This window comes from Pedobacter sp. PACM 27299, from assembly GCF_001412655.1.
In the GTDB taxonomy this organism is placed as follows: domain Bacteria; phylum Bacteroidota; class Bacteroidia; order Sphingobacteriales; family Sphingobacteriaceae; genus Pedobacter.
The window spans coordinates 962,576-981,686 of the sequence record NZ_CP012996.1 but is presented as its reverse complement, the minus strand read 5'-3'; the positions used below and the strand labels follow the sequence as shown (position 1 = coordinate 981,686).

At 40.4% G+C, this 19,111-nt stretch carries 18 protein-coding genes; 4 read left to right on the top strand and 14 right to left on the bottom strand.

Going from position 1 to position 19,111, the window contains the following annotated elements; translation table 11 throughout:
- Complete coding sequence (locus AQ505_RS04125) at window positions 1–423, top strand: SH3 domain-containing protein (protein ID WP_062547004.1); 423 nt, start codon at window positions 1–3, stop codon at window positions 421–423.
- A 163-nt stretch (window positions 424–586) separates the two neighbouring features.
- Here AQ505_RS04125 and AQ505_RS04120 read toward each other — a convergent pair whose 3' ends face one another.
- The 10 genes from AQ505_RS04120 to AQ505_RS04075 all read right to left on the bottom strand — a co-directional run bounded on the left by AQ505_RS04120 (window position 587) and on the right by AQ505_RS04075 (window position 9,523).
- Window positions 587–1,828 carry an SAM-dependent methyltransferase gene (locus AQ505_RS04120; RefSeq protein ID WP_062547003.1) on the bottom strand — a complete coding sequence of 414 codons (1,242 nt, stop codon included), beginning with the start codon at window positions 1,826–1,828 and terminating at the stop codon, window positions 587–589.
- Window position 1,829: 1 nt separating this feature from the next.
- Window positions 1,830–2,666 carry a DUF1365 domain-containing protein gene (locus tag AQ505_RS04115; protein ID WP_082461416.1) on the bottom strand — a complete coding sequence of 279 codons (837 nt, stop codon included), beginning with the start codon at window positions 2,664–2,666 and terminating at the stop codon, window positions 1,830–1,832.
- A gap of 12 nt (window positions 2,667–2,678) precedes the next feature.
- On the bottom strand, window positions 2,679–3,923 hold the full coding sequence (locus AQ505_RS04110) for an NAD(P)/FAD-dependent oxidoreductase (protein ID WP_082461415.1): 1,245 nt from the start codon (window positions 3,921–3,923) through the stop codon (window positions 2,679–2,681).
- Window positions 3,923–4,954 carry an SAM-dependent methyltransferase gene (locus AQ505_RS04105; protein WP_062547000.1) on the bottom strand — a complete coding sequence of 344 codons (1,032 nt, stop codon included), beginning with the start codon at window positions 4,952–4,954 and terminating at the stop codon, window positions 3,923–3,925. Before AQ505_RS04105 ends, AQ505_RS04110 begins: the two co-directional genes overlap by 1 nt.
- Window positions 4,955–5,018: 64 nt before the next feature.
- Window positions 5,019–5,819: a DUF1295 domain-containing protein gene (locus tag AQ505_RS04100; RefSeq protein WP_082461413.1), complete on the bottom strand. Its 801-nt coding sequence runs from the start codon at window positions 5,817–5,819 to the stop codon at window positions 5,019–5,021.
- A gap of 11 nt (window positions 5,820–5,830) precedes the next feature.
- Window positions 5,831–6,559 carry an acyl-CoA desaturase gene (locus AQ505_RS04095; protein WP_062546998.1) on the bottom strand — a complete coding sequence of 243 codons (729 nt, stop codon included), beginning with the start codon at window positions 6,557–6,559 and terminating at the stop codon, window positions 5,831–5,833.
- A gap of 117 nt (window positions 6,560–6,676) precedes the next feature.
- Window positions 6,677–7,174: a phosphoheptose isomerase gene (locus AQ505_RS04090; protein WP_062546997.1), complete on the bottom strand. Its 498-nt coding sequence runs from the start codon at window positions 7,172–7,174 to the stop codon at window positions 6,677–6,679.
- 458 nt (window positions 7,175–7,632) lie between these two features.
- Window positions 7,633–7,995 carry a response regulator transcription factor gene (locus AQ505_RS04085; RefSeq protein ID WP_062546996.1) on the bottom strand — a complete coding sequence of 121 codons (363 nt, stop codon included), beginning with the start codon at window positions 7,993–7,995 and terminating at the stop codon, window positions 7,633–7,635.
- Window positions 7,996–8,101: 106 nt separating this feature from the next.
- Entirely contained in the window at window positions 8,102–9,286 is a 1,185-nt protein-coding gene (locus AQ505_RS04080) for a PAS domain-containing sensor histidine kinase (RefSeq protein WP_062546995.1), read from the bottom strand.
- Between the two features lie 15 nt (window positions 9,287–9,301).
- Window positions 9,302–9,523, bottom strand: coding sequence for a helix-turn-helix domain-containing protein (locus AQ505_RS04075; RefSeq protein WP_062546994.1), 222 nt, complete (start codon window positions 9,521–9,523; stop codon window positions 9,302–9,304).
- A 144-nt stretch (window positions 9,524–9,667) separates the two neighbouring features.
- Between AQ505_RS04075 and AQ505_RS04070 the strand changes: the two genes are divergently transcribed.
- From AQ505_RS04070 to AQ505_RS04060, 3 genes are all read left to right on the top strand, one after another.
- Window positions 9,668–10,330 (top strand): hypothetical protein, encoded by a 663-nt coding sequence (locus AQ505_RS04070; protein WP_062546993.1) that lies wholly within the window; start codon window positions 9,668–9,670, stop codon window positions 10,328–10,330.
- A gap of 67 nt (window positions 10,331–10,397) precedes the next feature.
- Entirely contained in the window at window positions 10,398–11,141 is a 744-nt protein-coding gene (locus tag AQ505_RS04065) for a hypothetical protein (RefSeq protein ID WP_062546992.1), read from the top strand.
- A gap of 22 nt (window positions 11,142–11,163) precedes the next feature.
- Window positions 11,164–11,520 (top strand): hypothetical protein, encoded by a 357-nt coding sequence (locus tag AQ505_RS04060; RefSeq protein ID WP_062546991.1) that lies wholly within the window; start codon window positions 11,164–11,166, stop codon window positions 11,518–11,520.
- Window positions 11,521–11,535: 15 nt separating this feature from the next.
- Here the strand turns inward: AQ505_RS04060 and AQ505_RS04055 are convergent, their stop codons facing one another.
- From AQ505_RS04055 to blaOXA, 4 genes are all read right to left on the bottom strand, one after another.
- Window positions 11,536–12,852: a DUF3887 domain-containing protein gene (locus AQ505_RS04055; RefSeq protein WP_062546990.1), complete on the bottom strand. Its 1,317-nt coding sequence runs from the start codon at window positions 12,850–12,852 to the stop codon at window positions 11,536–11,538.
- Window positions 12,853–12,995: 143 nt separating this feature from the next.
- Window positions 12,996–14,702, bottom strand: coding sequence for a RagB/SusD family nutrient uptake outer membrane protein (locus tag AQ505_RS04050; protein WP_062546989.1), 1,707 nt, complete (start codon window positions 14,700–14,702; stop codon window positions 12,996–12,998).
- Window positions 14,703–14,720: 18 nt separating this feature from the next.
- Entirely contained in the window at window positions 14,721–17,954 is a 3,234-nt protein-coding gene (locus tag AQ505_RS04045) for a SusC/RagA family TonB-linked outer membrane protein (protein ID WP_082461412.1), read from the bottom strand.
- A 362-nt stretch (window positions 17,955–18,316) separates the two neighbouring features.
- On the bottom strand, window positions 18,317–19,111 hold the full coding sequence (gene blaOXA, locus AQ505_RS04040; RefSeq protein WP_062546988.1) for a class D beta-lactamase: 795 nt from the start codon (window positions 19,109–19,111) through the stop codon (window positions 18,317–18,319).

Sequence of the window (19,111 nt, the reverse complement as noted above, 5' to 3'; positions counted from 1 at the left end):
ATGGCTTTACAAGAAAAATATAAAGAACTTATTGATGCGGCAACCAGCGCAGGTGTAAACGACTTAAATGTTCGTGAACAGGATGGCGTATTATATATTGATGGTGCTACCAGTGGTGCTGTAAAACAACAGCTCTGGGATACTTACGAACGCCTTGATCCAAATTATGCTTCAGGAGACCTCGTGATGAACATCAATAGTGTAGCTGGTATCCCTGAAGGCGCTAAGTTAAAGGTAACCACCAACAGCTCCAACCTCAACATTCGCAAAGGTCCAAGTACCAATGATGATATCGTTGGTAAAGCTGCCCGCCATGAAATTGTAACACTTGTTGGAAAAGAAAATGACCAGTGGTGGCTCATTAAAACCGATGATGGAGAACAAGGTTATTCGTATACACAATACTTAACTCCAGTAGAATAATACATTATAAGGATCAGAATACGGTGTAATAAAGAACTACTCTATAGTCGAATATTGGGTTTTACACCTGAAAATCTATATCGTTACTTTTAGACCTTGATAATTTTGTCTCTCTTTAGGGCAAAAGATTTCAGCATGAAAGTAATGATGTAGATTTTGAAATTTACCTGGCTGTATTGTTCGGCCTCACATACACCATCTGCATTACATTGATGTTCCTCATCGCAAAAGCCGCTTCACAATAATTAAAATAATACTGCCACTTCCGAATAAACCGATCGTCAAAGCCCAGCGCTTTTACTGCCAGACGGTGCCTGTTAAACTGTTCCATCCACAATTGCAATGTCCGTTCATAATCTAAGCCTAAATCCTTTAAATCAACCATGGTCAGGTTACTGGTTTTATTGATCGCCTCATTTATTCTCGCTACAGATGGCAGTAAAGAGCCCGGAAATATATGCTTCTGAATCCAGTCTACTCCTTTACGCAAGCTATCATATCTGGAGTCCGGGCTGGTGATCACCTGAAAGGCAAGGATTCCCTCAGCTTTTAGCAGTTCATTACATTTACTAAAATATTCCTGATAATAATTATGTCCTACTGCTTCCAGCATCTCAATAGAAACTATCTTATCGAAGCTTCCTTTAAGGTCTCTGTAATCCATAATTTCCACAGTAACCAGGTCAGATAAACCGGCTGCGCAAACCTGATCCATTGCCCAATGCTGCTGTTCTTTAGAAATCGTTACAGAGGTGACTTTACAGCCGTAATTTTTAGCCATAAAGATCGCATTAGCCCCCCATCCACTTCCAATTTCCAACACATGATCTGTAGATTTTAAGCACAGCTGCGTACAAAGCCTCTGGTATTTTGCCTCCTGAGCTGCTGCAAGGGTCAATCCTTCTTTATAAAAATAACCACTGGAATAGGTCATAGAAGGATCCAGAAACAGCGAGAAGAAATCATTATTCAGGTCGTAATGTTCAGAAATATTTTTTTGAGAACCGGAGATGCTATTTGATCTGCTGTTATGATATACTCTGTTTAACCATTTGAATATGTTTAATACCCAGGTTTTATGCTGGCTTCCAGAAACAGAAGGTGCATTTTCAATATTGAGCAGCACCCATTTGATGACATCGGTAATACTGTCTGTTTCCCATAAACCATCTACATAGGCTTCACCAAAACCAATGTCACCATATAACATCAGGTTTTTAAAAAAGGCGGCATCTGTGATTTGAATATTGGCTTTTAAGACTGATTGCGCTTCCCCAATTTGTATTTCCTGAGCATCTGGCAAGGTAATCTTTAAACTGCCTTTTGTCATTTTAGACAGAGCATTCAAGACTAGTTTTTCGTAAAATCCAGCGCTGTGTCTGGTAATGGCAAGCGAAGACCTCATTTTAATTCGTTTTTAAAGGTTTATATACGTCTTTTTGGAGATGTTGGTTTGCTTTCTTTTTATGAAAAGAGAATTTCTTCCTCCACAATAAGAAGGCCTGCCAATGAATCAGGCTCATCACCTGAAGTGGAATCATGGGTATTGAGAAAAAATAACGCAGCAAATTTGTGTTGGTTAAAGGCTTTCTATCCCCCATCAATGTGCTTAGGAAAAAACGATTGCCCTGCTGATCATAATCATCAATACGAATGGTTAATTTTTCATTGGGGATAGCCAGGTCGAAGTCGAACAGCGTATCCAGATCAATAAAAGGAGATACATAGAAATATTTTTCGATCCGCTGCCGGAACCTCTCCTCTTTCATTTCTTCTTTTTTAATCAGAAATAATTTCATCTCCCGGAAGGTGTTGCTGATCTCTGCCACCGCACAGAGCGGAGCCCCCTGCTCATCAAAGCAGAAGTAAAATGAAACCGGATTAAAGTTATAACCCAAAACCGCAAGATTAGTAAGCAGCATCACACGGCCTGCTCCCAGCTCTAATCCATTTTTATACAGGTATTTCCTGAGTTTATCCCTCAGATTTTTATTTTGATCAGTAGAGCTCTGTTGCCCTGAATCCTGATGCCAATCGGCAATTTCTTTCGGCAAATGCAAATGGTCCTTATCCCGAAAATTGAACAGGTTAAAGCGATTGACACTTAGCCAGCTCAGCTTTTTAGCAAGCATGGGCAGTTCTTCAATATCCAGGTAAAACAGGTATACGCGGTAGCCAAAGCTGTGCGTTTTAGGCGCCAGCCGATGGTGCATTACCCTACAGCTATATAAAGAAGAATTCATTGTCAATGATCATTACCAATTTTCACAAAGTGCAACTGCGCTGGCATACGCATCTTCATGAAAACCATATTTAAAATAACTCCCACAATAATAAAGAGGGCCATGCTGGTTGAGAATTGGCAGCTCCTTTTGTGCCTGCATTGCAGGAACATCAAATAAGGGGTGTTCATAATCAATTTCACGGATAATCTTTTTTGTATCAATTGAACTGGAAGGATTGATGGAAACAAAATAGTCCTGATGATTGGACACCTGCTGCAGTCGATTCATCCAGTAAATGGTACTAGGCACCAAAGCATCGCCTTGTTTTTCTACCCGGTAATTCCAGCTGCTCCAGGCCAGTTTCTTTTTAGGCATTAAATTACTGTCAGTATGCAGAACTGCTTTATTGGGCTGGTATTTAAACTTAGAAAGCAGGCGCAGTTCATCTGGGGTTTTATCCTTTACCATCCCATATGCCTGATCGGCATGGCACGCTAGAATGACGCGGTCATATATGGCGGAACTCCCATCCGCAGCAAGTACACTCCCCTTCCCATCGGCCATTCTTGATACTTCCACTACTTTCTTCCGCAGCTGGATTCTATCTTTAAAAGGCTTGATCAATAATTCGCGGTAAGATTGACTGCCATTGTGAAGCGTATACCACTGATGCTGGGTGTCTAGTCCGAGGAAACCATGATTTTTAAAGAACCTGATCAATGATACTGCAGGAAAGTCCAGAATTTGCTCCATTGGTGTAGACCATACTGCTGAGCTCATCGGAATCAGGTATTTCCAGAGCATATCCTGGCTATAACCAAATTCGCTGATGTACTTGCCTATGGAGTAATTTTCGTACTTCGGCTGGTCAAGAATAGCCACACTTTCTTTATTAAAGCGGTTGATTTGCATCAGCATCTTTAAAAAGGAAGGGTTGAATAAGTTCCTTCGCTGTGCGAAAAGATGGTTCAGACTTGATCCGCTATATTCGAGGTGATCGGGCAGGTATTGTACGCTAAAAGACATATCAGTTGTCTTTACCGGCGCATGTATTTTATCGAATAACCTGGACAGCTGGGGATAAGTCTGCTGATTGAAAACCATGAATCCGGTATCTATATAAACGGGTTCCCCATGTTCTTCGAGCGTAATGGTATTGGTGTGTCCGCCAATATAGTCCTGTTCTTCATAAAAAGTAAGATGGTATTTCTTTTGGAGCAGGTGACCGCAACCCATTCCGGCAATACCAGTACCTATAATTGCGACTTTTTCCATCAGGCTTTCTTTTTAAACAGGTAATGAGAAACCATCCATTCATTGCCCTGGTTACAGGCAAATAATTCTGCGCATGACAAATAAAACAGGCGCCAGTAGACCCACCATTTCAGGGCCTGGTCTGCACCATACGTTTCCCTTAAAATAGGCATAATTTCTTTTCTATTTGCATCCATATTTTTAAGCCATGCTTCGGATGTTTTCGCGTAATTTGTACCGTTCACCACCCAATGATTCACTGCAGTAAGGTGTTGATTAAAGTAAAGCAACAGGTGATTGGATGGCATGATCCCCCCGGTAAAAAAGTACTTGCTCATCCAATCTGTTTCATCCTTCACCTCAAATTTATACGCCAATGAGTGGTGACTAAAAATGTGGACAAACAGTCGGCCATCATCTTTCATAAAGGAAGCAATTTTGCCCATCAGCAATTCATAATTACGCATGTGCTCGAACATTTCTACGGAAAGGACACGATCAAACTGAACGGGGCTATTAAATACGTTGATGTCCTCAGTGAGGACCGTAATGTTGTGCAGGTTTCTTTCTCTTGCTGCCTGGTCGATATAGGCCTTTTGCGTTGCAGAATTGGAGACTGCCGTGATTTGACTGCTGGGGTACTTTTGAGCCATAAATAAAGTGAGAGATCCCCATCCACAGCCCAGTTCGAGAATATACTGGCCATCTCTCAAATCTGCACGCTTGGTGCTCAGCTCAAGCATATCCTGCTCGGAAGTATCCAAAGAGGTCACCCCTGGATTCCAATACCCACTAGAATATTTTAAATGTTTGCCCAAACAATATTGGTAAAAAGCAGTGGGCACCTCATAATGCTGCTGATTTGCATCTTGCGTATGAACGGCAATGGGTTCGGTTTTCAATTTTGCAATCAGCTTATTCAGCCGATGCTGCTGAGCTTCTGCATCCCCTAGAGTCTCATCCTGAAGACGTTTTTTTAGCAATCTGCGAATCCCGCTGCGTAATATAAAATCTGGTAATTTGTTCTGTTCAATTAAAGTATCGTACCACATGAATCTTTGTGTTAAAGTATCGCTGATTACTTTAACTATACGTTATTTAAGTACGAATGGTTTTTTATTTCAGGGTAGAAACCTGCTTTTTAAACCATGGAACAAATACGCTGGTACTTTGCTGATATTGGCGGTATAACTCACCTTTGGAACGGAGGGCCTGTTCTTCTGTGGCGGGAATACCAGTTACTTTGAACAGCAGGTAACCAATGATGACCGGACTGCTGATGGCGATCCATCCCCATGGGGCATACAGGGCGAAAAGAAAATAAGCGACCCATAGGAGCAGCTGAAAGAAATAATTGGGATGGCGGGAATAGTTCCATAATCCCAGCTGACAAACCTTGCCCCTGTTGCAGGCATCTTTTTTAAACTGGCTCAACTGCATATCCGCGATGGATTCTCCGAGTACGGCAATCACCCAAAGGCCAATTCCGAAATATTCAAGGGTATGAATATGCGTATCCTTATTGCCGGCAATCAGAAAAAAAGGAATAGCAAGGATTACATTGGAGAAAGCCTGAAACTGAAAAAACCAGAAGAACTTTTTATTTTCATGGGGCGCCCACTCTTTACGGAGCTGTTGATAACGACCTTCCTCTACCTGGAGATGGCCGATGACCCTTTGCCATAGATGCGCACCGAGACGAAGTCCGGCTATGACCACCATACTGCAGATCAGCTGTTTTCTGAGTTCAAGTCCATCAGCCAGAAAAAAGAGAAGGATGGCAATCAGGGGAAAGTTGAGTGCCCAAAAGACATCAACTACCCCGGCATTGTTAATTTTAACGGCCCAGCACCAAACCAGTGCCATGACCAGGCAACACGCTACTAAACAAATTAAGATAAGATAGGGTGTTGCCATATTAGTTGCTTTTAGACTTTTCTTATTCGGATGATGTGCATCCAGTGCATCACCTTCATTAATGGATAAGTAGGATCAAATTCAAACCACCTCGAAGCGAAGTTTGGATTATTTGGTTTTTTATGGTGGTTATTTTGAAACAATTCGCCTAGCATCAGGAAGTCTAAAGGAAGGGAATTCTTGCTGTGATCATCGTTATCATGATTCGAATAACCATATTTATGACCACACCAGTTGACAACAGCCCCGTGAATCGGTCCCATTAAGAAATGGATCGGCAATAAAAGGAACATCCACCAAGCGGTTGCAAAAGTCACGTAGAACCAGACATAGAAGCCTATAAAGACCATTCTGGTAATCCATGAATCTCCAATTTTATCAATAATCGGCCAGGAAGGATATTTATCTCTAAATTGTTCTTCTGGTTCCACATTAAATTTGGAGTAATTCAGGTAAATATTTTTGGTCTTGATCATCATTCCCCATACATCTTTAACAAAATGTGGAGAGTGCGGATCTTTCTCTGTATCAGAAAAAGCGTGGTGCATCCGGTGCAGGATGGCATAAGCTCTTGGATTTAAGAAAGAGGAGCCTTGCGACAAGAAAGTAATGGCATAAAAGAACTTCTCCCAAAAGGCATTCATTTTAAACATTTTATGAGAGGCATAACGATGTAAAAAGAAAGTTTGTGAAAATAAGGAGAGGAACCAATGTAAAAGGAAGAAAACTAAAATAATCATATTTGTGTATATACGTAATATTGACCTATGGCAGATCTTGGTGTTTGGCTTGCAAAATAGCAAAAAAAATCCCGTAAAAGTTTTACCTATACGGGATTAAATCAGGTCCATTCGGTTTTATCTGCCGAAATCGTCTTGTACTCTTACAATATCACTTTCATCTGATGGATTTGTTGGATCTGTATGCTGCCAGATTTCGGAAACAATTCCCCAATCGTCCAAACCGATTAAACGGTGTCTTTCGCCTTGTTTTAATTTAATAGTTTGACCAGGTGTCAGTTGTTTTACTTCACCTTGTTCGTCTGTATCGCTGGTACAAACACCTACTGTACCATTTACTACTCTCCATATTTCGGCACGGCGGTGGTGATATTGCCATGATAAACGTGTGTTTGGGGCAACAATTAATATTTTAGGGCTCAGTTTACCTGATATTTTCAATTCATCAACATTTAGTCCATCGAAATAAACATTGGCAAATTGTTGTGCCTGGTCTTCGTCAATTACGAAAAAACCTCCCCATGGGCGGCTTTCATCACGATTGACCACATTAAATCCTTCAATTTTTAAGCGTTGAGCTACGCCATCAAATATTTCTTTTTTCTGATCTGACATTTTATTCTCGTATTTGGTCCAAATATAATATATATCAATGTAAAATAAGCGCTGTCGAACAGGATTAACGTAAACAACTGTGATTCAATCTTTCCGAATTAAAAACAGGCATTATCAGTATCAAAAGGAGCTATTAATAGTCGTCTGAAGAAGGGCTTCAATTTCAGATTATTCATTGACGTAGCTTCAAGATCTTAGGAGGATAACTACTGCCTATTGTCATAGAAATGTTTAATTTCAAATACTTAAAACTATCACATAATTATATCCGTTATAGTCATAGTTTGTTTGGTTTAGGTTGGTCTGTGGTGGGCCAACTATCAATTAACAGGGATACCTCTCCAAGGTTTATCCCTGTTTCTATTTTAAGCCAGGCCAATATTTCATAGTCTGGCGTAAAAAAAACGGCCCTGAATATTTTAAATATCCAGGGCCGTTATTATATGTAGTATTCCGAATTAATCCAGCAATAACTTATTAATTCTTTTCACGATGTAGTCAATATCAAAGGGTTTGCTCACATAGTCATCAGCACCTGCAGCAATACTTAATTCTTTATTCTGATCGTTTGCAGACATGACAATAATTGGAATATGTTTGGTAAACATATCCGATTTTAAATCTTTACAGATTTCGGCTCCATCTCCATCAGGCAGCATCACATCCAAAATGAATAAATCAGGTACTGAATCTTTCAGTTTCCCTTTTAGCTCTGAAAAAGTAGACGATAGTTGCAATTCATATCCTTCATCTTTAAGTAAAACGCCAATGATATACCTGATATCTTCATCATCTTCAAGCACATGTATTCTTTTGATCATATTAAATTGTTTTTAAATTGAACTTCGGCGAAGTACTAGCAACAATTTTGCCACATATTAAAAAACGGCAATAATGATGATATAAATATCCTATAAAATGGAAAAACTACTTCTCCTCCCCCATAAGATTGGTACGCTCATTTATTTTACTGATCATTTCATCCAGTTCCAGTGCGGAACGTTCCAGCATGGTTAACAAGGTCGCATCCATACCTTTTTCTTCGATTTTCATCAGGTTCAGAATTCCTATGATATTACTGACTGGTTTGCGGAACTTATGAGAATTCTCCCAGGCAATGTTTTTAAGTATTTCATTTTTACGCAGCAAACGATGTTCATAATTCTTACGGATCGTAATATCTCTCAGGGCGCCTACCATTTTTTCTGCCTGGCCATGAGCATCCAGCAGGATAAAGGCCTGGTTAGAGACGTATTTATAACTACCATCGGCACATTGCAAGCGGTATTCGCAACGCCAGGAATTACTTAGTTGCTCCAGGCTTTCGGCCATACTCTGTTCCATATACTCCTGGTCTTCCGGGTGCACCTTAGTCAGAATCCATTCTTTGGTATTTTCCCTTAAGTCTTCAGTATAGCCAAAAATTTCCGAGAAACCATTTTGCCATTTCAGTTCATTTGTTCCAGGGCAATATTCCCAGATGACATCATTCGTTACACTAGTTACCGTTTCATATACCTTTAACAGCTCTTTGATCCGCTCTTCTGCTTTCACGTAAACTTCAATATCGATCGCAATCACGGTGTAAGCATCCTGTCCTTTGTAGGTAGTTCTATGATGAGAAATCAGCGCATGAAAGATTTTTCCACTTTTAGTTTTGTGAAGCCAAACCTCTGTCGCCCGCCCCTCCTTATGTGGAGATTTAAGATATTCGGTCAGTTTACTAAACTCCGCTTCCGGTCGAAGGTCCATTACTGTCATCTTTAACAATTCTGGTTTGGTATAACCGTACTGTTCTACCATCCTTTCATTTACCTCCAATAATCGGAAACTCTTGCGGTCAAAAACATAGATGATGGCAATAGAACCCTCAAAAAGCTGTTTATAGTTGTTTTCCATTCTGGAGATACTCCTCCGATACATTTCTATCAGCACAAATAGAATGAGTCCGGAAATAAATAGAAAAATGAGGTTTTTATAGCCATACAGAAAGCGCATATCCTTTTCCGGCATACTCTGATCCAGGTAACGAATCCACTGACTGCCCAAAATTAGCCATGAAGCTCCTAAAGCAAGGTATACGAGTGTGATGAAAGCCGGTTTTCTGCGCATAATCTTAAAGATAATTTAACTTTCTGAGACCAATGCTACACCCTCACAAAGATCGCAAAGCATTTCACAAGGGTTCACCTTGATGGCCAAGGCAATCAGGTAAAGTTCTTCTGCTCTCAACTTGGCCGTATCCGTTAAAGTGAGCTCGTTCATTCTTGCTTTTGTTAAGCCTGTTCTTTTGGCTACCTGCGATTTGTTCACAGATCTTTTTGCTAGATACTCTCCTAATTTTGTCATGATTAATATGGTTTTTCTAATAATAAGTATAGATAAATATATAAATGAGAAAGATAAACTATACACCATTTGGTTAAATAGACATATTATACATACGTTTGTATTGATTATATGTACATATAATATAATTTACAATAATATAGTATGAAAAATAAGCACAATTGTTCGTCACCATTAATTTATAAAGCAATGCTTTCCCCGGTAAATGTGGGGATGTTATACAGCTTCATGATTAAAAGAATAGCTAAGGGTTACAGCACTTCAGAAGTTTCTTTCTTAATGGGTTATACCAATGATTATATGAAACAAAAAGAAGAGCTCAACAGCATTGGTTTTACCTATGAGGACATGCATTGTTTCCAGCATGCGGTGGAAGAGCCATCATTAAGGGGTTTGATCCCCAGTATTGAAAACGGAAGCAGTAAGAGCGAATATCAGCTGATAAAAATCAGCAGTCAGGTAAAAACAGAGTTCATGATGACCAGGCTGGAAAAGGAAGGCGGGGAAACGCCTATTTTTCACCTTATAGAGAACGAAACGAAGCACAATGTCCATAAAATCACAGAGCAGTCAATTGAGGCTCAAGCGGTAGCCATCCTCAATGTGCTTTTTGAAGGCAAGCTGTTTTACATGCCCCAGTCTCCGCTTCAAATTTACCAAAAATGCCGCAGCACGATATCGGAGTCCCTTTCACCAAGACACCTCCAGACTGCCTTGCTCAGCTTGACAAAAAAGAATGATTTCCCAAAACTCAAAAGAGTCAAGTCCAAGGACAATGGCTGCATGTATGAAAAAGTATTTGAATAATATGGGCATCCTGCAGGAAACAGAAATGACCGGAATAAAAAATGTGATGACTTAGAACAATTCAACCATGAAAACCAAGAAACCTATCTTCCCCACCATTCCACTGGATTTTAAGATTGCCTGTGCAACCTATCAGTTACCCATTCCAGAGGTATTGCAACTTTTCATAGACCATGTTTCGTTTTATGACTCCTTGAGCCAGAAGTCTGAAGACATTTACCGATGTGCGACCAATACGCTTCTAAATTATTCTCTTTCTATCCACAGAGAAAGTGGTTCTGCTTTTATAAAAAATCGGGAGCCGATCTTAAGGTATATTCGGGAGATCATCAAGATTTCGGTCACACCTGACTTAGCTCCTTCTAGAAAAAGGAAGATGTGCGCGCCATTGGTAAAAAAAATCTTTGCGTTTATAGAACGTTCCAGAACCCAGAACACCACTTTAGTGATGGAAGATGGCAAGACCTTACAGCTTAAAATGGATTTCTGCCTGCTTTGTGAGCTACACAACTGTTCTCCGGAAGAATACCTTCAGCATTTTATGTCGCAGATTTCCCTGGCTATTGTCCATGCCAATGTGGGACTCAAAAGGGTGGTAGAAAACCAAGCAATGGGCTTTTTTTATAAGGTTTTAAACATCAGTAAGGAGCTGCCCAGTAACAGTGCACATAGAACGCTGCAGGTACAGTTTATAGACCAGATACAGGAGCTTCACCTCTGGTTATTTATCATCAGGGACTATGAACAGCGGGTAAATAAATACCAGGAAATCTACTACAGCTACTATCAGCGGCTCCTGGCCATCAATTAAAATTAACCAAATATATAAGCTTATGAAAATAAACGTCACCATTGATCCCCCGGAAGACTTTAGCGTGCTCTGCGATATATTTAAAGTAGAACCGCAGGCATTTCTTCAAAAATTTGTGGATAGGGTTTCCTTCCCTTTTTATTACAGTCAGCCAGACGGCGATGAGCGTTGGGCTACCCTTTTCTTTCTTTATTATCTTGCCCAGGAAGAGCGTTCAGAGGAGGATATGCAAAATCATGAACAATTTATGAATGAGCTGGCAGACGTCGTTTTTAAGCAGCTGGATTCCAGCCATAAAAACGCAGCAAAAGCAGAGCTTGCAGGCCGAAAAGTGATGAAACAATGGCACAAACAAGTCATGGCAAAAAGGGGGAAATAATCCCCCCTTTCTTTTTTATTTAGCTTTTATCCAGTTGGCTAAGTCCTCGACCAAGGTTCCTGAAACACTCCCAGGTATCCCATACTGTGAAGTGTTTCCCTTTTCTGTTTGAGGGATAAACAAATGGTTTAAATCGGGATATAACTTCAGTGTCACATTGCTTTTCTTACCTAATGCAGCTTTCCATAAGTCAAAATCCTGTTGAGCAACCTGGAAATCAAACGCTCCCTGAGCTACAAAGATCTTTTGTCTGGTCAGCTTTTTCGCGGCTGCAACCTGATCATATTGGTTGATATCCGCCCAGTAAGCAACAGGTAAACCTAGAATCAAGGAATCCGGTTTCATCTTTCCTATGGTAGTAAACCTCGTCTGTGCGGTTTGCTTTAACACCTCATCTAATTGTTTCTGTAAGTTTCCTGTGGTATCCTTCGCCTGTGCCACAGCATATTTATTCTGTTCTTCAATCAGATCGGTCAATTTCCTTGCTGGTGCCGCAGCGAGTACAATGCCTTTAATGTCCGGAACCTGCAGGACCAATCTTGGCGCCAGCATCCCACCCATACTGTGTCCGAATAAGAAGATTTTACTCTTATCTACGCCAGGAATAGTTTTCGCTAATGCGATGGCCGCAAGGGCATCATCCAGCACTTCTTCTTTTACGGTAAATGCTTTACTAAAATCACCGGAATAGGCCAATGTTCTTTTTACATAACGGATACTGGCAATTCCCTGACTGGCTAAACCACCAGCAAGATCTTTAAAAGGTTTATTTGGACCTACAGTTTCGTCCATATCGGCAGGGCCAGAGCCATGTAAAAACACCACTAATGGGAAATTAGCTCCTTTAGCAGGTGTAGTTAACAAACCCACCAAACTATGTCCGGGAGTAGTCACATTAATTTCTTTTTCTTTATAGGCAGCGGTATCCACGTAGGCAGGTCTAACATAAGAAGAAGCCCTTTGCACTTGTCTTGGGAAAAGGCCTACTAACTTTTCATTTTTATTGAAGACCAGTAGAAAACCTTGTGTATCTTTTTCAAATTCTGCATCCACAGATACCGTGAAATATTCCCCTTCGGTTTTACTTTGCACAGCATCCATGCTCACATATTTCCCATAGTTGCTGGTTAAGGTACTCCAAATGGTCTGGAGGTTTTCTGCAGAGATCTTAGACTGCACGCTGACATCAAAAAATCCCTGTGCGTCCTGAAATTTCTCCTGCTCCATTGTTTTCATAAATTCCTCAGAACGTGCAAACAGTGACAATATGCCTTGTGAAAATCCAGATACGGAGATCAACAGGGCAAAAAACAATAAAATAATTTTCTTCATGTAATTGTATTGGTTGTATTATGGTTAAGGTGGTACTCAATCAAAGTTAGCATTATTTGATTCTCTTTCCGGGATTTCCAATTCAAAAAAAAACCGGCTGTCCATGAAGAGAGGACAGCCGGTTTTAAAGCAAAATCAATTTATTAATAGCCTGGATTTTGTTTCAATATTCCCTTACTACGATCGATCTGACTCTGAGGGATCGGGAAATATTCATCCTTATCTTCCATTACAGCCTTAGTTAGAAACTTAAGATAAGTCCCTTCAAATGCAAAATAATCTGTCATGGTTTTTTTCGCAATTCCCCACCTCACCAAATCATAAAAACGATGTCCTTCCATGGCCAGTTCCATACGGCGTTCAAAACGTACGGCGTTACGTCCATACACCTGATCTGGAAAACTCAGGTAAGGATTTACCTTATACACAGCTGCATTTCCGCCAACAGCTTGTTTTTTAGGCAATAAAGCAGCCCTTGCTCTTACTTTATTGACCAAATTCATTGCCAATGGAAGACTACCAGCTTCCACTTCACATTCTGCCGCCATCAGGTAGACATCTGCCAATCGGATAATGTTTACATTCAGGCCAGTCACATTTGGATTTCCAGGACCAGTATTACCGGCGATCTCTGAAGCCTTAATTACATTTTTTATGGCCACAAAAGGACCTCCGATGGTAACTCCTCTGATCCAGGCATCACCTGGCATGATACCCCAGTCCAGGTATTCTACGCCTCTTCTACCCATGGTATAATCTACCCTTGGATCAAATTCGATAGTTCTATCCAACACATAGCTTAACTTTTCTGCATCCGTCATTCCATAATCAGAAATATATGGTTTAAGTCTATAGTTGCCATCCAGAAAAGGCAAACCATCCGGCGTTACTTTGAAAGCATTGGTCAAATCAAAAGAAGGCTGGAAAAAGCCACAGCAACTGATCGGTGTGGAACCGTAAGGAAAATTAAGCATGTCACCCACATTTCCGTTCTCACCACCTGTTCCATCAGTCCCCACAGAATGCTGCACAGAAAATATAGCTTCTGGCCCATTTTCTTTGGTTACATCAAAGTTATTAGTAAAGGGGAGACTTTCAATCGTTGGTCTGGCAGCGATCACGTCATTAAATAAAGGCAAGGCATCCAGGTATTTCTTCTGATATAAATAAACCTTTCCTAAATAAGCTTTTGCGGCAATCTGATTCACCCGGCCGATTTCTCCTTTGGGACTGGTAGGTTTCAGGTTGGCTACTGCAAACTTCAAGTCTTCCACAATAGCTGGATAAATGTCCTTCATATTATCTACGGCAGATTCAGTAGTCGTTTCTGTGATCAGGGGCACATTTTTAAACACCCTTACCAGGTAAAAGTTGTAGTGTGCGCGCAGCAATCTAGCCTCTCCTGCAATTTCAGCAGCTCTATCGGCTGGGAAACTTTTATCCGAAGCCTGTACCAGGGCCAGGTACTTCAAGGTATTGTTACAGCGAACGATTCCCTCAAAGCAACGTACCCAAAGGTTTTCTAAATTGTCATTGTTACTGTTTGCCTCATGTATTTCTAATGCAGTCATATTGGGCTGATCACCGTCGGAACTTCCTTTATGGGCATTATCAGAAATCGCCTCCCCCAATAACCATTGGCTTGGTGCAGCCCCGTAATTACCCCAGGTACCGTTTAAATTCCCATTTAAAAGTCCATAGGCACCGGTTAACAGTGCTTCTACTCCTTTTTGTGTGGTCAATTGTTCAGGAATCAGTTCTGCTTGCGCATTCTTCTCTAAAAACGACTTACTGCAACCTGCTGCGGTAATCATACATATCGCGAATATGATATAGTTAATCTTTTTCATACGTTTCTTGTTTAATTGTTAAAATCCTACACTTAAACCGATCAGGAACTGACGCGGACTTGGATAAATCCCTCTATCTACACCTAATGCAGAATAGGTTTCTGTTTCCTGACTTACTTCCGGGTCTAGTCCTTTGTATTTGGTAATGGTAAACAGATTCGTAGCACTGGCATAAACCCTTACTTTGCTTACTCCCCATTTAGGTCCGAACACTTTGTCGACAGGCAGGGAATATCCAATCTGAAGATTTTTCATACGTAAGAAGCTTCCATTCTGTACATAATAACTGGTGGATTCTAATTCGTAATCACCGGCATTAGCATTTGGTGAAGGAATTAAGCTACCCGTATTTGATGGGCTCCAGGCATCCAGTAATCTACTACTTTTAGCACCTGGAAAAGTCTGGAAGTCTGTAAAATACCTGGTTGCTTCATACAAGTCAATCCCCTGTACCCCATTAAAGAACATCGAAATGTCGAAGTTTTTATAGGAAGCATTGAAGCTCAATGCGTACAAGAAGTCTGGATTTGGATTACCAATAATGGTACGATCTTCTGGTGTAATCACATTGTCGCCATTCACATCTCTATATTTCAAGCCACCCACTCGGGCCTTAGGATAGGAGGCACTCTGACTCACATCACTCTCATTCTGATAAATGCCGACTACATCATAGCCATAAAAAGAACCGAATGGCAAACCTTCTTTAAGAATACTGGTTCGCAAACTTCTAAAGACACCATAAATCTGCTCTGAAATTCCAGGTGCCAATTTTACAATTTCATTCTTGTTTTTAGAGAAATTTATGCCAATATCAAATTTGAAAGGCTTGTTGTCTACTTTTCCATAATGATAAGCCAGATTGAATTCAATTCCTTTATTGCTCATATCTCCCACATTCACATATGGAGAACTTCCCATACCAATATTGGTAGCAGGTAATGGCACTGGATAAAGCATATCACTGGTTTTCTTATTGTACCAATCTACCGATCCATCCAACACTGAATTAAACAAGGTAAAATCTAAACCGATATTCAGCGAGCTTAAAGACTCCCATTTAACAGCGGTATTTTGATAATTATTCTGCCATACTCCAGAAGTCAATTTATTGTCGCCACTAAAGCTATAGGCCGCATTGATCAGAGAAGATTGGTACCTGTTCAGGTATTGAAATCCAGGAATCCTTTGATTTCCAGTTTCCCCATAACCTACTCTAAGTTTTAAATCTTCAATCCATTTGACTTTACCTTTCATAAAGCCCTCTTCAGAAAGTCTCCAGGCCACACTTCCTGCCGGGAAATATCCATATTTATTTTCTGGTCCAAAGTTAGAAGATCCATCACGACGAAGCGTTAAGCTGGCCAGGTAACGGTCATTAAAGGAATAATCTGCCCGTCCAAATATAGAGAACAAACTGGCAACTGTACCTGTACTACCATTGCTGATATTAGAGGCACCTACGCCAAGGTAGTAGTAATCCAAATCACCCAGAACGAAGAAATCATTGCGTCCCGCATCCACACGACGGGTTCTGGAGCTGATGGCTTCTGTACCTAACAAGAGATTCAAGCGATGTTTTTCCGCAAATACTTTGTTATAATTCAGGGTATTTGTCCAGGTCCACTCGTTATTATAACCAAAATATTCATTCAGGTTATTCGAGTTATTTCCTTCAGAGAATTCCAGATTGGGATAACGTAAAGTAAGGCCATTATAATTTTCATAGCGGAGACCAAAGCTTGTTTTAGCGGTCAGGCCATCGATCAGATCAAGTTCTCCGAAAACATTTCCGAAGAAGAAGTTGCTCTTATTTACATTGTCCTTACCACGGTATAAGGTGGCCAGTGGATTTTCTGAGTTACCCAGCTGACTGCCTCGGCTACCTGCAAAATTCCCTTTGATGTCATAGACAGGAATGATGGTATTCATCCGATAGGCCCAGCTAATCGGGCTGCCTTCATCCTGATATTCTCCGGATACATTAGGGTTTACCCCAATACCATAGCCTTCAGAATAGGAATACTGAATATTTTCCCCAAAACGCAGTCTTTTATTCAATGCGGCAAAGCTCGTATTTGCGCGGACATTGTAACGTTTAAAGCCGGTATATTTGATTGTTCCCTGTTGATTGAGACTTCCGGCAGAAAAGCTATAAGTCGCATTCTCACCTCCTCCAGCTGCACTCAGCTGATAGTTTTGAATTGGTGCAGATTGAGTGATTTCATCAAACCAATTGGTACCTGCCTGATTCGCTTTTGTGATCTGATAAAAAGTTGCAGGATCGGTACTGTAATTGTATTTAGAAGGATCCACATCAGCAGCTGTAATTTTTTGCCCTGTTGCGCTACCCGCCAATAGGTATTCTGGAAGTGTTGGCGTTGCCCCAGTTCCATAATTAGTACCAACATCAGGTGGCAACCCTGCATTCTTATAGGAGGCAAACATATACTCCGCATACTGCATAGGGTTCAACATTTTTGGGAACGTTCCCTTTCTTGGCACCTGCCTGCCGTAATAGCTATCGAAAGTAATACGTGGCGGCCCCACTACTCCTTTTTTTGTGGTAATGATCACGACCCCATTATTCGCCCTTGCCCCATAAATTGAAGCAGAAGAAGCGTCTTTTAAGATCTGCATACTTTCTATATCATTCTGGTTTAACCAGCTCAGCTTTCCTTCATAAGGAACCCCATCAATAACATATAGTGGATCATTATTATTGATCGTAGTTATCCCACGGATGCGAATCTGTGGTGTAGAGCCTGGCGCACCATCATTCACAATCTGAACCCCAGGTGCTTTACCTTGTAAAGCTTCTACAGCACTTGCTGCAGGCTGCTCTTTTAACTGTGTAATATTAACAACAGCTACTGAACCGGTCAGGTCTTTTTTACGCTGACTGGTATAGCCAGTAACCACGATTTCGTTCAAACTATTCGCATCTGGATTTAATACAATATTGATATTGGTTTGCTTACCTACAAGGATTTCTTTGGTAACATAACCTACAAAAGAGACGGAAAGGATATCTGTAGGTTTGACATTGATTGCAAAAGCGCCGTTCGGATCTGTCAGCGTTCCTATGGCCGTATTCTTGACTTTTACGGTAGCACCGATAATGGGTAACTTGTCGTCACTGCTGGTAACCTTACCGGTGACTTTGACTTGCGCGCTGAGCCCAAAGGATAGGGACAGGCAAGCCAGCAAAAGGAGAGTGCCCCTTTTGAGAGTTGGTGTGATTTTAAGCATAAAGATATTTGGTTAGGATAGTTAATAATCGGGTTAGTTAAGATTACGCTACATAAGCTTTAGGATTTAATTAATGATTTGGTTCGTTTGGTCAATATTTTGGCACTTTAATAAAAATACCGTTAAACCAATATAATCATAGTGTAATTAATACACAAGTACTTAGACTTATTTATTTTACAAAACTTTTACTTTTAAATAAAAATGCACTCCCAGTGAAGCGCATTGCGATAAATATTCTAATAAGGTTTAAATTCAATCGAATATTCTCTTTATAATTCTCCAGGAGTTTCCTTAGGATGTAATTCATATGAATACAGTGATGATTGCCGCTTAAATATAGAACGATGGGATTAGTTTTTCTATTTTTTTAAAATATTCAACTGCTGAAGGATCTGGAAAGTGATTTCTGTCCTGCCGGATTCAAAACCTTCAGTTTTGTCTTCTGTCTGGATACAATTGGCAAAATAGTAGACATTGTCTTTTGTAGTCAGGTAGCCAACATGCCAACCCAGGTAAGATCCATCTTGTTTGGTAGCACCAGTTTTTTCACGAACCACTTTTCCATCAACGTTTTTAGAGATCATAATTTCCTTTACGACTTCCATACTGCGTTTAGAAAGCGGCAGTTTATTTCCCTGTAATCTTCGTAAAAAGTCAATTTGCTGCATTGCTGTGATTCTTAATCCACCCCAAAGCCAAAAGCCATTGATTCCTCCAGAAGTATTTTCATTGCCATACTCGAGCTCATGCAACCAATATTTCATCTGCTCTTCGCCTATTTTTGCCGCTAGATTTTGATAAAACCAAACTGTAGAATTTCTAAATGCCTGCTTCATATCGGTATCGGCATTCCATTCCGGAATTCTACGCTGCTGTTTATCCCATTTAAAAACCTCGTACTGATCTTTAACCACACCGGTTTCCAAGGCAATCAAAGAATTACAGATTTTAAAAGTAGAGGCAGGAAGAAATTCTTTATTTGATTCCTTCTTATTATAATAAAGGTAGCGGTCTTTTTTCTGGTCGTAAAGTACGAAAACACCTTTTAGCTGATGCTGATCATAAAATTGTTTGAAGTCTTTTCTTTCCTCCTGAGCTCGCAGCTGAAATACTGCCATAAAGCTCATAAAGAACAATAAGGTATAAATTTTCAT

Bases quoted from the DNA above. Each gene is read 5' to 3' on its own strand.
- AQ505_RS04125 (WP_062547004.1), top strand. From the start codon at position 1: ATGGCTTTACAAGAAAAATATAAAGAACTTATTGATGCGGCAACCAGC.
- AQ505_RS04120 (WP_062547003.1), bottom strand. From the start codon at position 1,828: ATGAGGTCTTCGCTTGCCATTACCAGACACAGCGCTGGATTTTACGAA.
- AQ505_RS04115 (WP_082461416.1), bottom strand. From the start codon at position 2,666: ATGAATTCTTCTTTATATAGCTGTAGGGTAATGCACCATCGGCTGGCG.
- AQ505_RS04110 (WP_082461415.1), bottom strand. From the start codon at position 3,923: ATGGAAAAAGTCGCAATTATAGGTACTGGTATTGCCGGAATGGGTTGC.
- AQ505_RS04105 (WP_062547000.1), bottom strand. From the start codon at position 4,954: ATGTGGTACGATACTTTAATTGAACAGAACAAATTACCAGATTTTATA.
- AQ505_RS04100 (WP_082461413.1), bottom strand. From the start codon at position 5,819: ATGGCAACACCCTATCTTATCTTAATTTGTTTAGTAGCGTGTTGCCTG.
- AQ505_RS04095 (WP_062546998.1), bottom strand. From the start codon at position 6,559: ATGATTATTTTAGTTTTCTTCCTTTTACATTGGTTCCTCTCCTTATTT.
- AQ505_RS04090 (WP_062546997.1), bottom strand. From the start codon at position 7,174: ATGTCAGATCAGAAAAAAGAAATATTTGATGGCGTAGCTCAACGCTTA.
- AQ505_RS04085 (WP_062546996.1), bottom strand. From the start codon at position 7,995: ATGATCAAAAGAATACATGTGCTTGAAGATGATGAAGATATCAGGTAT.
- AQ505_RS04080 (WP_062546995.1), bottom strand. From the start codon at position 9,286: ATGCGCAGAAAACCGGCTTTCATCACACTCGTATACCTTGCTTTAGGA.
- AQ505_RS04075 (WP_062546994.1), bottom strand. From the start codon at position 9,523: ATGACAAAATTAGGAGAGTATCTAGCAAAAAGATCTGTGAACAAATCG.
- AQ505_RS04070 (WP_062546993.1), top strand. From the start codon at position 9,668: ATGAAAAATAAGCACAATTGTTCGTCACCATTAATTTATAAAGCAATG.
- AQ505_RS04065 (WP_062546992.1), top strand. From the start codon at position 10,398: ATGAAAACCAAGAAACCTATCTTCCCCACCATTCCACTGGATTTTAAG.
- AQ505_RS04060 (WP_062546991.1), top strand. From the start codon at position 11,164: ATGAAAATAAACGTCACCATTGATCCCCCGGAAGACTTTAGCGTGCTC.
- AQ505_RS04055 (WP_062546990.1), bottom strand. From the start codon at position 12,852: ATGAAGAAAATTATTTTATTGTTTTTTGCCCTGTTGATCTCCGTATCT.
- AQ505_RS04050 (WP_062546989.1), bottom strand. From the start codon at position 14,702: ATGAAAAAGATTAACTATATCATATTCGCGATATGTATGATTACCGCA.
- AQ505_RS04045 (WP_082461412.1), bottom strand. From the start codon at position 17,954: ATGCTTAAAATCACACCAACTCTCAAAAGGGGCACTCTCCTTTTGCTG.
- blaOXA (WP_062546988.1), bottom strand. From the start codon at position 19,111: ATGAAAATTTATACCTTATTGTTCTTTATGAGCTTTATGGCAGTATTT.